The organism is Achromobacter sp. SX5 (assembly GCF_056711425.1).
In genome coordinates this window covers 1667776-1680873 of the sequence record NZ_CM160041.1, presented here as the reverse complement: position 1 = coordinate 1680873, position 13098 = coordinate 1667776, and the positions used below count along the sequence as shown (strand labels likewise).

The window sequence follows — 13098 nt, the reverse complement described above, 5'->3', positions numbered from 1 at the left end:
GCAAACCGGACGATCCGGCCTTCCCGCCCCGCGCCCGCCTTTCCGCCCCTTACAGAACGGAGTCGCACTTGACCACAGTACTCGTCGTAGACGACCACCCTTCGTTGCGCCTGGTCCTGAAGACGCACCTGAGTCAGGTGTTGGGCGTAACAGGCATACTGGAAGCCGACAACGGCCAGTCCACCATACAGACCGTCAAGGACAACCACCCTGGTTTGGTCATTCTGGATATCGACATTCCGAAGATCAACGGGTTGGACGTGATTCCGCGGATCAAGTCCATCCAACCGGACATCCGCATCCTGGTGGTATCAGGACAGGACCAGTCGGTTTTTGCGCCGCGCGTAAAACTCGCCGGGGCCAACGGCTACGTCAGCAAGTCGCAGGAAATATCCGAAATCCTTCGCTGCGTCGAAGCCGTCCTGGCCGGCTACACCGTCTTTCCCAACACCGAGGGCCCGCACTCCGCGCGGCAGGCCGGTACGGCCGACAACGTGGATCGGCTGAGCCGTCTCTCGGACAAGGAGATTGTCATCATGCAGATGCTGGCCCGCGGCATGTCAAACAAAGAAATCGGCGAAGCGCTTTTCATCAGCAACAAAACGGTCAGCACGCACAAGACGCGCATTATGGAAAAACTGAACGTACAGACGCTGCTTGAACTGATCGACTTTGCGCGCCAGTGCGGAATCGCCCGGTAGTCGTCATGCCCGCCTCTCGGAGAACCAGATGAATCTCGCGCTCGTCATCGGATCCGATCCTGGGCGGATGCGCGAATTGTGCGCCCGCCTGGAGAACCTCGGTCTCGTGGTGGAAAGCTGCCCGGATGTCGCCGCCATGTCGGGCTATTCGGCCACCCCCCGAGTTGTCGTGTGGGACGGAAAATCGCCGCAGGCTTCAGCGGCGTTGCCGCCCGCCGCGGTCGGGGAGGCGCCGATACGCCTGTGGATCGCGCCCTCGGGCAGCGCCATTGCTGACGATGAGGCGTATCGCGCCCGGCCCATCGCCGATTCGGAGCTGCTGCCAGCCCTATTGAGCGCCGGCTACTGTCTGCCGGACGACCGCGAATGCGCCGCCATCCCCGCGGTGCTCCACGGCCTGGTCGACGGGGACGCCGCCGTCGTGGCCGAACTCGTCGACAGCCTGGCCGACACCGGGCTCAATGACCTGGCGGGCTATCGGGCCTGCTGCGCAAGTCGGGACTGGCATGGGGCCGGCGCGCTGGCGCATCGCATCAAAGGCACGGCGCGGCTGGCCGGATGCGCATCGCTGACGCGGCTATGCGAACACATCGAGGCCGTCACCCGCAGCGGCGACGACGCCGAGGTCGAACGGCTGAACACCTTGTTCGTGCCTGCGCTGGAACGACTCTGCGCCGAGCTGCATCGCCTGCGGCAGGGGCGCTGACTTCTCGCCAGGGCCCGGGCGGGCGTCGCCAGCCCTGCGGATGGCAAGCCAGGTGCGGCATGGCTTCGCTCAGTCCCCTAACCCGGCGTTACTGCATACGCCGGCGCCAACGCCATCGGCCTGGCCCCGCGCGCTCCGATGCGCCACCTCATCGATGGCTCTTCCCAGCGAACTCAGGTTCACGGGCTTGATCAGAATCCGGTCCATGCCCGCTGCCCTGGCGCGCTCGACTTCCGCTTCGTGCGCGCCCGCGGTATAGCCCAGGATGGGCAAGGCGGCGCTCGCGTCGCCACGTTGCCGCAGGATGCGCGCGAAGGTGTAGCCGTCCATCACGGGCATCGCGCAGTCGCACACCACGACGTCGAACCGCTGTTCGCCCACCATCTCGAGCGCCTGCGCTCCGTTGCGGGCGCAGCAAACGCGATGGCCCAGCTTCTGCAACTGGCGCTGCAATAGCAGGACATTGGACGGCTGGTCGTCGACGACCAGCACATTCAGCGGCACGCACGCCGGCGCGACCGGCTCGAACGCTGCAATGCGCGCGGGCGAAGCAGGCTGCGCCGGCGCCTCACGCAGCGGCAGGCGGGCGGAGATGCTCGTGCCGACGCCCAGTTCGCTTTCTATCGCGATCGCGCCCCCCATCTTCCGCACCAGCCTGTCGCAAATGGATAGCCCGAGCCCGGTGCCCCGGTCCGATGCGGGCAGCGTTTCTGCAACCTGCACGAAGGGTTGCAGCAAGGATTCAATCGCCTGCGCGGGAATGCCCACGCCGGTGTCGACGACCTTCAATGAGATCCATTGAAGGTCTCCCTCCCGGACATCGGCGCCCACGAATACCCGCACCGTGCCGCGCCGCGTGAAGCGAATCGCATTGGACACGAAATTGTTCAAGACCTGTTTCAGCCGCAAGGGATCCACGTGGTAGGCGCCAGCGCCGCCCTCGGGCATATCGACCTCCAGGACCAGCTCCAAACCCTTGCCTTCGGCAATGGGACGGAACACGTTCACCACCTCCTCGACCAGCTCTACGAGCGCCGTAGGCCGAGGCGACAACTGGAATTTCCCGGCCTCCATCTTGGAAAGGTCGAGCAGATCGTCTATCAGCGACAACAGCGACTTGGACGCGTCGTATGCGGTGCTCAGCTGTCTCCGGTCCTGACTTGGCAAGCCCGGATGCGACAGCGTCAGTTCCAGCACGCCCATGATCGCGTTCATGGGCGTGCGAATTTCATGGCTCACAGACGCCAGAAAGGTGGTCTTGGCCCTGTCCGCGCCCTCCGCGCGGTCCTTGGCAACCGCCAGTTCCTTAAGAACGCGCTGGCGGTGCGTGATGTCCATCCAGCCACCGACCACGCCCGTCACCGCGCCGCGGGCATTGCGCAAGGGCTCCATCCAGTGCCGGACCGTCATCTCCCGGCCGTGCACGTGAAATTCGCGGTCTTTGCTCAGTGCGACGCCCGTCGCCATGACTTCGCGGTAATCCTTTTCTATCTGGGCCAGCTCCACGTCACAGACCAACATCTGCAAGGCCCGGTCGACCGACGTGTTTCTCAGCGCCCCCCGCGACCGCTGCAGCAGCTTCTCGTATGCGCTGTTGCACGCCAGCAGATTCAGGTCCTTGTCCCGCAGCACGATGGGATCCGGAATGGCGTCCAGAACCGCGGTCTGGAACGCCAGCAGATCCTTCAGGCGCGTTTCGGAGCGCAGATGCTGCCGGCTCTTGCGGACCAGCAGAATCAAGACCACCAGCGCGGCGACGAACCCTGTGACGCAGACCAGCGATGTCAGCTCCAGCCAGAGCGCGGTCATGGGTTCGGTGAAACCGGGAAACGCGGCGACCGCGCCGCCGAACGCCATGGCGGCGCGCGACGTCGTGGAACGGCTCAAGCGCGATCGTACGCAGGAAGGGGGATGACAGGGACGAAGAAGTGAGGCCGGATCCATGACAGGACACCAAAGAATGACTGTCGCACGGATGCAATCTACGTGTTCCTCAGTATCCCGGGCTGACGAAATTTCGGAACCTTCTGCGGAAATTTCCTACAGCAGCGGCTGGCTCCGAATGTGAAATTTCCTACCCCTGCCGCAAGGCGGAGTTGCTAGCCTTGTAGGCATGTTGTCTCGACCATAACCGGGAAGCACGCCATGTGGTGCCAGGAAAATTCGGCTCGACTCATTCAGTTCCATGAGCACGAAGTCATCGAAATGCTGCGGGATCCTTCGCAGCTCCAACTCGTGTTCCAGCCCCAGGTAAATCTGAAGACCGGACGCATCGAGTCCGCCGAAGCGCTCGCGCGCTGGAATCACCCCGTCTGGGGCGTGTTGCCCGCGGGCCGCTTCATCGGCGCGATTCAGGGCATGAATATGCAAGCCCCGCTATTCAGACGCGTGACAGAGCTTGCGCTGGCGGCCAGCGCCGCATTGAACCTCGCGTCCAGGCCATTGCCGCTGGCCGTCAATGCCTGCGCCGCCACCTTGTCTACGCACGACAATGTCGACTTTCTGAGGTCGACCGCATTGCGCAGACGCGTGGATCCCGCCCTTATCAGGGTGGAGCTGACCGAAGACACCCCCGCCGCCGACGCCAAGGCGCTTAAGGCTGCGCTGACCCGCCTGCGGCAATACGGGTTCCAAGTCAGCATTGACGACTTCGGCGTCGGTTATGCAAATCTGGACCGGCTTCTGGACCTGCCCATAGACGAACTCAAGCTCGATCGCGTGTTCGCCGCTCAGGTCGGCGACAGTCCGATTGCCCGGCAGTCGGTCAGATTCGCGCTGGGCCTCGCCAAGGAAATGGGTTGGCGGGTCGTCGCGGAGGGCATTTCGACGGTTGCGGAACTTCGGGCGCTCTACCAGCTCGGCTGTCGCCATGGGCAGGGCTACCTGCTCGGCCGCCCCATGGCCCTGGAGGCGCTGATGACCCTTCCGCGGGATCGACGCGGCCAACGATGCCCTCTTGCCGGCGAAGGATTGAACGCCGCGACGGGGTCAGTCTGAACCTTGGATGCGGTAGATGATGTTTCCCGCCATCATCGAATCTATCAGCATAGACATCGCGTGTCTGCTGTGATAGGTATAGCCGTCGATGATGCCATGGGCGCCCGCCTGCAGAATTAGCGGCAGGTACCGCTCCCATAGCGCGAGCGCCCTGACGGCGATCTTCGCCTTGGGGAACAAGGCTCGCACCCTGGCCGTCGCGGCCAGGCACTTGGTGGGACTGGCCAATACATCCAGAATGACCAACTCGGGCGTTTCCGCGTTGTCTTCCAGCTCGAAAAAACGCAGGTCCGATGCATCCAGCACCCATACCGAAAGCTCGGGATACTGGTTCAACGTCCGCCGAAAGTCCTCATAAGTGGACAGCCTGTCCGAGATTATCAATGCACGCGCCATCATCTGATCAGCTCCTCCCACCACCGCCTGCCTGGCTGCCACAGCGCAACCGGCCCCGCTAAAGTCTGCAACAGTTCCCGGCGTCCCCTGCTGTGGAAATTTCCTCATGTTTTGCGGAAAGTTCTTAGTCGCCGCCCCGTTGCCGGCGAGACGAGAACCATGTTCGGAAATTTCCCCGGCGGATTGCGGAATTTTCCCGGTCCGGAAGTGCTGCGACCCATGCATTCTTGCGCGGACATGAAGACACAACAGCCATGACCGGCGGCTCCCTCCGCCGGGCGTCTCTTGTGGCCGTGCCCGATGCCTCTTCCGAGACCATGAAGCAATTCACGCCAGTCCGGCCGATCCGACGCGCCCAGAGCACCTATGTCGCGCCGCAACCCACGCGTCAGCTCAACGTCCTGACATCCGAGACGCCCCACCCCTGGCCGCGACACCGAGAGGGCCTTCCAGGGCCGGTACAGGCGCTGATAGAAGCCCGAGGCTTCAGCGCAATGCGCGCCTGGCGTACCCATCGTGGTCTGTCCATGGCCTCGACTCAGGCGCGCACCAATCTGTGCCTTCCCACCTTGCTGGCATTGGACAGCGGCGACGTGGCCTTGTGCGAATGGACGGTCGATCTCCTGGCCAAGGCGCTGCGCGTGGATCCAGACCTGCTGCTGAAGGCGGAGATGCTTGCCGCCGCATATCGCTGTAAAGGCGAATAGGCGTTTCGCCGCAATAGCGGAATCGGGTACGTTCGGAATTTTCCGCAGCCCCATTCATCGGTTTCCCAACCTCAGAAATCCTGGACCGCTCCATCCTTGTATCAAGGCGCGAAAGGCCGTGCATTAGCGCCCCAAGCGAGACGAGAGCACGCATGTTTGTTTTGCTGGTTCACTGTACTGAGAGTTGATCATGAACAAGGTCTACAAGTGCATACTTAACGAGGCCACCGGAAAATGGGTCGTGGCGTCCGAATTGGCGAAGGGAAAAAAGAAACGCTCGTCGCGTGCCTTGATCGCCATCGCGGGCGCGCTGGTCGCCTCGGCGACGTCTGCCGAAACGCATTACTACAGCGTCAATGACGGCGGAACGCCGGCGGCCAACTATGCGAACGACGGCGCCACCGGCGCCGACGCGCTGGCCGCAGGCATCGGCGCGACCGCATCCGGCGAGGGCAGCACCGCCATCGGAACCGAGACGCGGGCTTCGGGTTACGGCAGCACGGCATTGGGATTCAAGAGCGTCGCCGAACTCGCCTATGACGTCGCCGTCGGGAATGGCGCACGCGCTGTCGGAGGCCAATCCTCCGCATTCGGCCCAAGCGCCTATGCTTCCGGTACGAGTTCGACCGCCATCGGCTCCGCGGCGCAGGCCACCAACGCGTCCTCCGTGGCGATAGGCGACAGTTCGCTCGGTTCTGGATTCTGGAGTACCGCCATCGGTTCCCATGCCACCGCCTCGGGCTACAGGTCCCTCGCGGCTGGGCCTGAAGCCAGCGCCACGGTGGCTGGCGGCGTCGCCCTGGGCAGCAACTCCGTATCGAGTACGGCGGCTGGAGTCGCGCCATTTATTCCGCCTCGCACGACCGCAGCTCAAGCCAGTGCCATCGCCGCGACGACGAGCACGAGCGGCGCCGTTTCGGTAGGCGATTCCACAAACGGCCTGTATCGCCAGATCACCGGCGTAGCCGGGGGCACGGCGGACAGCGACGCGGTGAACGTCGCCCAATTGAAAGGCGCTTTCGCCAGCTCGCAGACGCATTACTACAGTGTGAACGACGCGGGCGTGGCCGGCGGAAACTACAACAACGACGGCGCGACGGGCATCAACGCGCTGGCCGGCGGAGTCGGTGCGACCGCGGGCGGGCGAAGCGGGCTGGCGATGGGCGAGTCGTCGAAGGCTTCGAACAACGACACGGTGGCCATCGGTCATAACGCGACCGCTGCGAGCGCCAACGCCGCCCATACCGACATGATCGCCATTGGATTGAATGCCAACGCTTCCAACGATCATGCGCTGGCCATCGGATTTGCTTCCGTAGCGAAGAGCGCCAATTCCGCGGCGGTTGGCGCCAACGCCACGGCAAGCGGCGACGCCGCTTCGGCATTCGGCCACAATGCCACGGCTAGCGGCTCGTCGAGCACGGCTTTGGGTCTGGGCGCCAGCGCGTCAAAGGGCAGCGCGGTAGCGTTGGGCAACTCCGCCAACGCGGCCGCCGACAACTCCACGGCGATCGGCTACCAAGCGGCGACCTCGGCCGTCGGCACCATCGCGATGGGCCAGGGAGCGAAAGCGCAGACAGGGGCAGCGAACGCCATTGCCATCGGCAGCGGTGCGATCGCTTCCGCCTCCGCCGTCAATTCGCTTGCGCTAGGTAGCGCCGCCGTAGCCTCGGTCGGCGACGGCGTCGCATTGGGCTCAGGCTCGCTGGCGACCACGGGCGCTTCCGTCCAGGCCTACAATCCTCGCACCGGAATGGCCTCGACCGACGCGGGCGCCGCCTGGAAAAGCACGCTGGGCGCCGTGAGCGTCGGCAATGCCGCCACTGGCAAGACCCGCCAGATCAATGGCCTGGCCGGCGGCACGCAGGACACCGACGCCGTCAACGTCGCACAGTTGAAAGCGTCGACGGCCGACGCGGTAATGTACGACGGCAGCACGCACAACACCGTGACGCTGACCGGCGATGCCTACGACTCGAGCGCCAAGACTGGCGGCACCCGCATCCGCAACGTCGCGCGCGGCGTGGGCGACAGCGACGCCGTCAACATGTCGCAACTGAACGAGGCCAACACTCAGATCTCGAACGTGGACAACCGCGTCACCAACGTCGACAACCGCGTCATCGGGCTGGAGAATGACGCCCTGCTGTGGGACCCGGCGGTCAATGGCGGCGCGGGCGCCTATAGCGCCAACCACGGCGGCGTCGGCCCCAGCAAGATCACCAACGTCGCCGCCGCCGAGCTCACGGACGCCAGCACCGACGCCGTCAACGGTAGCCAGTTGAAGGCCACCAACGAGCAGGTGGCCTCTGTCGACAACCGCGTCACCACGGTGGAAGGCGACGTGACCACCATCGGCGACCGCATCGAGAACGTCTACAACACCGGCACCAAGTACTTCCACGCCAACTCCACCGGCATCGACTCCCAGGCCATCGGCCAGGATTCGGTCGCCATCGGCATGGGCGCGGTCGCCAGCCATGACGGCAGTGTCGCCCTGGGCGCGGGTTCCAATGCTTCCGGCGCCACCCTGGGCAACCAGGCCTATCTGGTGGGCGGCACCGCCAGCGGCGAGGTCAACGTGGGCAATCGCCGCATCACCGGCCTGTCGGCCGGCGCCGATGATTCCGACGCCGTCAACGTCGCGCAGTTGAAGCAGGCAGCCGCCGACTCCACGGCCGATGTCGTCAAGTACGACAACAGCGCGCATAACACCGTGACGCTGACCGGCGACGCCTACGACTCGGGCGCCAAGACCGGCGGCACCCGAATCACCAACGTCGCGCGCGGCGTGGGCGACAGCGACGCCGTCAACATGTCGCAACTGAACGAGACCAACACTCAGATCTCGAACGTGGACAACCGCGTCACCAACGTCGACAACCGCGTCATCGGGCTGGAGAATGACGCCCTGCTGTGGGACCCGGCGATCAATGGCGGCGCGGGCGCCTATAGTGCCAACCACGGCGGCGTCGGCCCCAGCAAGATCACCAACGTCGCCGCCGCCGAGCTCACGGACGCCAGCACCGACGCCGTCAACGGTAGCCAGTTGAAGGCCACCAACGAGCAGGTGGCCTCTATCGACAACCGCGTCACCACGGTGGAAGGCGACGTGACCACCATCGGCGACCGCATCGAGAACGTCTACAACACCGGCACCAAGTACTTCCACGCCAACTCCACCGGCATCGACTCCCAGGCCATCGGCCAGGATTCGGTCGCCATCGGCATGGGCGCGGTCGCCAGCCATGACGGCAGCGTCGCCCTGGGCGCGGGTTCCAATGCTTCCGGCGCCACCCTGGGCAACCAGGCCTATCTGGTGGGCGGCACCGCCAGCGGCGAGGTCAACGTGGGCAATCGCCGCATCACCGGCCTGTCGGCCGGCGCCGATGATTCCGACGCCGTCAACGTCGCGCAGTTGAAGCAGGCAGCCGCCGACTCCACGGCCGATGTCGTCAAGTACGACAACAGCACGCATAACACCGTGACGCTGACCGGCGACGCCTACGACTCGAGCGCCAAGACCGGCGGCACCCGCATCCGCAACGTCGCGCGCGGCGTGGGCGACAGTGACGCCGTCAACATGTCGCAACTGAACGAGACCAACACCCAGATCTCGAACGTGGACAATCGCGTCACCGCGGTGGAAGGCGATGTGACTACCATCGGCGACCGCATCGAGAACGTCTACAACACCGGCACCAAGTATTTCCACGCCAATTCCACCGGCGCCGACTCCCAGGCCATCGGCCAGGATTCGGTCGCCATCGGCATGGGCGCGGTCGCCAGCCATGACGGCAGTGTCGCCCTGGGCGCAGGTTCCAATGCTTCCGGCGCCACCCTGGGCAACCAGGCCTATCTGGTGGGCGGCACCGCCAGCGGCGAGGTCAACGTGGGCAATCGCCGCATCACCGGCCTGTCGGCCGGCGCCGATGATTCCGACGCCGTCAACGTCGCGCAGTTGAAGCAGGCAGCCGCCGACTCCACGGCCGATGTCGTCAAGTACGACAACAGCACGCATAGCACCATCACGCTGACCGGCAACACGTACAGTTCGGTCACCAAAACCGGCGGCACGCGGATCACCAACGTCGCAGCGGGCGTCGATGGCGGCGACGCCGTCAATCTCGACCAACTGGAGGCGGCGAAAACCCGCTACTACAGCGTCAATGACGGTGGCGTGATCGGCGCCAACTATGCAAACGATGGCGCCACCGGCGGCAACTCGCTGGCCGCCGGCGTCGCCGCGCAAAGCAGCGCCACGCAAAGCGTCGCTCTCGGCTACAACGCGAAGGCCTATTCTGCGCAAAGCGTGGCGCTGGGCGCCAACAGCATCGCGAACGCCAGCCTGACCGCGAGCGCCTACAACCCCACCGCGCTCTACACCCTGGCGGGCCTGACCCCGATCGGTGAGGTCTCAGTAGGCTCGGCCGGCAAGGAACGCCGCATCACCAATGTCGCGGCCGGCGCCGCCGACACCGACGCCGTGAACGTCAGCCAATTGAAGTCGGCGGTCAGCGCAATCTCCGCCAACCCGCCGGGCAACGACCGAGCGGTGACCTACGATGGCGCGGCCGGCGCCCCCAAGGACAAGGTGACCCTGCAAGGCACGCCATCGACCGACGGCGGCAAGACCGGCGGCACGATCATCACCAACGTCAAGCAGGGCGAGGTCTCCAAGACCAGCACGGACGCCGTCAATGGCAGCCAACTGTATGAGACCAACCAGCGCGTCGAGAATATCGATGCCCGCGTAAGCAACGTCGAGAACAAGTTCGTCGAAACGTTCAGCAGCCTGGATAACGGCTCACGCTACTTCAAGGCCGACGGCACGAACACGGACGCCGACAAGGCGACCGTGCAAACCGGCACCAGCGGTGTCGCATCCGGGTCCAATGCGGCCGTCTCCGGGAAGAACGGCGTGGCCATCGGGAGCAACGCGGTTTCTGCCGCGGAAGAGACCGTGGCAGTCGGCGCCGGCGCCACGGCATCGGCTTCCGGCGCGACCGCCACCGGCAGCGGCGCGCGAGCGTCCGGCAAGAGAAGCTCCGCGGTCGGCCAGAAGGCAAGCGCCAGCGGCAACAACTCCGTCGCGGTGGGCGCCGGCGCCAAGGCCTCGTATACCAATAGCGTGGCGCTGGGCGCGGATTCGGCGACCGACCGCGACAACTCGGTTTCGGTGGGCTATGCCGGTGGCGAGCGGCAAATCACGAACATGGCCGCGGGTACCGCTCCGACCGACGGCGTCAACGTGTCCCAGTTGAATGACACCAAGAACGACATCGTGAACTACACGAACGGGAAACTGCGCAACCTGCGCAACGATGCCAACGCCGGAACGGCGTCGGCCATGGCCATGGCTGCGCTGCCGCAGGCGACGCTTCCCGGCAAGGGTATGTTCGCGCTTGGCGGCGGCACTTACGGCGGCCAGAGCAGCCTGGCTGTCGGAATATCCAGCATGTCCGAAAGCGGCAAGTGGGTAGTCAAGGCAAACGCGACCACGAACACCCGGGGCAATGTCGGCGCCGCGGTGGGAGTCGGTTTTCACTGGTAAACCGCTGGTGACTCACGGGTCCCGCGGCCGCCACCGCCGCGGGACCTGAATGATTTCGTTTCAGAGCGGATTTCGCAGCTCCGTCCGACGACCCGCGGTTTCTCTCAGCCCGCGCCAATGAGGGAACGGCTTTCCTTTCCATCATCCGCCGCCGGTTCGTCAGATGGGAACGGATCGAGCGAGACCCGCTCCTGGGCATGAGTCGGAACAACGTATTCCTACCAGCCGGGCTATCGCGCCTCGAACCCAAAAGAAAACAGCCGCTGTAAGCGGCTGTTTTCTAAGGAAATTTTGGGGTGGCTGATGGGACTCGAACCCACGACAACCGGAATCACAATCCGGGACTCTACCAACTGAGCTACAGCCACCACTGGTACTGCTTGCTTCGCTGCGCGGCCTTGAAAAAAGGTGCTCATCAACGAAGAGGCCGAATTCTAGCACGTTTTTTTGAATGGTGTGCGAGGCCGTGGCGAAAATGGACTTGCCTGGGCGTGGGGCCTTGATATGCTTGCGCATTGACCGCCCCCGGAGACCGTGGTTTACCCCCTCGTCATGGACCGCATACACGCTATTTTGATCGATTACTGGCCTCATCTGGTATTTGCCATCAGCGTCGTGGCCGGGACGGGCGCGGCGGTGCATGCCGCGATGACGAAGCAGGACGTGCGGGCGGCCATCGGCTGGGTGGGGGTGGCGCTGTTTTCGCCGCTGTTCGGGGCGCTGTTCTATTTCGTGGCGGGGATCAACCGGATCCGCAAGACGCGGCTGTCGCAGCAGCGCGACGAGGCGATGGTGGTGGACGCCGAGCAGGTGGAGACGGCGCCGGTGGACGTGGTGCAGGTCTCGGGGCCGCAGTTCGCGTCGCTGAAGGTGCTGGGCGACCGCGTCAGCCGGTTCCGGCTGTTGGGCGGCAACGCGGTGCAGCCGCTGGCCGGCGGCGACGAGGCGTATCCGGCCATGCTGCAGGCGATCCGCGAAGCGCGCCATGCGGTGGCGATGCAGAGTTATATCTTCGACAACGATCCGATCGGGCGCGAGATGGCGCAGGCGCTGATCGAGGCGCGGGCGCGCGGGGTCGAGGTGCGGGTGCTGATCGACGCCATCGGGTCCAAGTATTCGCGTCCGCCCATCGTGCGCATGCTGGCGCGCGGCGGCGTGCCGGTGGCGCGCTTCATGACCAATCCGCTGGGGGTGCTGCGCATGCCCTACGCCAATCTGCGCAGCCACCGCAAGGTGCTGGTGATCGACGGGCGGGTGGGTTTCACCGGCGGGATGAACGTGCGCGCGGCCTTCGTCAGCGCGCTGGCCGGGCCGGCGACCAACCGCGACACGCATTTCCGGGTCGAGGGGCCGATCGTGACGCAGCTGATGTCGGTGTTCGCGCATGATTGGAATTTCACGACGCACGAGTCGCTGCCGGCCAGGCCGTGGTTCGATCCCAGCGCGCAGCCGCGCAGCGGCCGGGTGCCGATGCGCTGCGTGCCGTCCGGCCCGGACCGCGCGCTGGGCAGTTCGCACAATATGCTGCTGGGCGCGCTGGCGGTGGCGCAGCGCCACGTGCGCATCCAGTCGCCCTACTTCCTGCCCGACCAGACGCTGATCGGCGCGTTGGCCACGGCCGCGCGCCGCGGGGTGACGGTGGACATCGTGATTCCCGGCAAGAACAATCTGCGGCTGGTGGACTACGCGATGACTGCGCAGCTGGACCAGGTGGTGCGCACCGGCTGCCGGGTGTGGCGCTCGCGCGGGGCGTTCGACCATTCCAAGCTGATGACGGTGGACGACGCCTGGGCCTATGTGGGCTCGTCCAACCTGGACCCGCGCAGCCTGCGGCTGAATTTCGAGCTGGATACGGAGATCTACGATCCCGAGGTGGCGCGCTGGATCGCGGCCCGGGTCGATGCGCTGATCGGCCAGGCCAAGCGCGAGACGCTGGAGAGCCTGCACCAGGCGCCGTTCGCCAAGCGGCTGCGCAACAAGGTGATCTGGCTGGCGACGCCTTACCTGTGACGCCGCCGCGCGGGCTGGGGTAATCTT

At 65.1% G+C, this 13098-nt stretch carries 8 protein-coding genes and 1 tRNA gene; 6 read left to right on the top strand and 3 right to left on the bottom strand.

Features of this window, described 5'->3' with window-relative positions; genetic code table 11:
• Positions 1 to 68: 68 nt before the first annotated feature.
• The gene (locus tag AC1M14_RS07950; protein ID WP_102772572.1) at positions 69 to 701 is read left to right on the top strand and encodes a response regulator transcription factor; all 633 of its coding nucleotides are present in this window, start codon (positions 69 to 71) and stop codon (positions 699 to 701) included.
• A 28-nt stretch (positions 702 to 729) separates the two neighbouring features.
• Positions 730 to 1407, top strand: a complete 678-nt coding sequence (locus AC1M14_RS07945) for an Hpt domain-containing protein (protein WP_479731354.1) — start codon at positions 730 to 732, stop codon at positions 1405 to 1407.
• A 69-nt stretch (positions 1408 to 1476) separates the two neighbouring features.
• Here the strand turns inward: AC1M14_RS07945 and AC1M14_RS07940 are convergent, their stop codons facing one another.
• Positions 1477 to 3294, bottom strand: coding sequence for an ATP-binding protein (locus AC1M14_RS07940; RefSeq protein WP_479731353.1), 1818 nt, complete (start codon positions 3292 to 3294; stop codon positions 1477 to 1479).
• Between the two features lie 258 nt (positions 3295 to 3552).
• On the opposite strand from AC1M14_RS07940, the gene AC1M14_RS07935 reads away from it, so the two are divergent.
• A complete protein-coding gene (locus AC1M14_RS07935; RefSeq protein WP_102772575.1) occupies positions 3553 to 4404 on the top strand; it encodes an EAL domain-containing protein in 852 nt (283 codons plus the stop codon).
• Here AC1M14_RS07935 and AC1M14_RS07930 read toward each other — a convergent pair.
• Positions 4396 to 5025, bottom strand: coding sequence for a response regulator transcription factor (locus tag AC1M14_RS07930; RefSeq protein ID WP_146747984.1), 630 nt, complete (start codon positions 5023 to 5025; stop codon positions 4396 to 4398). The two genes, AC1M14_RS07935 and AC1M14_RS07930, sit on opposite strands and share 9 nt — an antisense overlap.
• A 92-nt stretch (positions 5026 to 5117) precedes the next feature.
• Here AC1M14_RS07930 and AC1M14_RS07925 point away from each other — a divergent pair, with 92 nt between their 5' ends.
• Both AC1M14_RS07925 and AC1M14_RS07920 read left to right on the top strand, forming a co-directional pair.
• Entirely contained in the window at positions 5118 to 5507 is a 390-nt protein-coding gene (locus tag AC1M14_RS07925) for a hypothetical protein (protein ID WP_479731351.1), read from the top strand.
• Positions 5508 to 5697: 190 nt separating this feature from the next.
• The gene (locus AC1M14_RS07920; RefSeq protein ID WP_479731350.1) at positions 5698 to 11061 is read left to right on the top strand and encodes a YadA-like family protein; all 5364 of its coding nucleotides are present in this window, start codon (positions 5698 to 5700) and stop codon (positions 11059 to 11061) included.
• Between the two features lie 292 nt (positions 11062 to 11353).
• Here AC1M14_RS07920 and AC1M14_RS07915 read toward each other — a convergent pair.
• A tRNA-His gene (locus AC1M14_RS07915) sits at positions 11354 to 11429 on the bottom strand.
• A 184-nt stretch (positions 11430 to 11613) separates the two neighbouring features.
• Here AC1M14_RS07915 and cls point away from each other — a divergent pair.
• Positions 11614 to 13071, top strand: coding sequence for a cardiolipin synthase (gene cls / locus AC1M14_RS07910; RefSeq protein ID WP_102772637.1), 1458 nt, complete (start codon positions 11614 to 11616; stop codon positions 13069 to 13071).
• Positions 13072 to 13098 lie beyond the last annotated feature (27 nt).

Coding starts and splice junctions, on each gene's coding strand:
- AC1M14_RS07945 (WP_479731354.1), top strand. CDS start 730: ATGAATCTCGCGCTCGTCATCGGATCCGATCCTGGGCGGATGCGCGAA.
- AC1M14_RS07935 (WP_102772575.1), top strand. CDS start 3,553: ATGTGGTGCCAGGAAAATTCGGCTCGACTCATTCAGTTCCATGAGCAC.
- AC1M14_RS07930 (WP_146747984.1), bottom strand. CDS start 5,025: ATGCATGGGTCGCAGCACTTCCGGACCGGGAAAATTCCGCAATCCGCC.
- AC1M14_RS07925 (WP_479731351.1), top strand. CDS start 5,118: ATGAAGCAATTCACGCCAGTCCGGCCGATCCGACGCGCCCAGAGCACC.
- AC1M14_RS07920 (WP_479731350.1), top strand. CDS start 5,698: ATGAACAAGGTCTACAAGTGCATACTTAACGAGGCCACCGGAAAATGG.
- cls (WP_102772637.1), top strand. CDS start 11,614: ATGGACCGCATACACGCTATTTTGATCGATTACTGGCCTCATCTGGTA.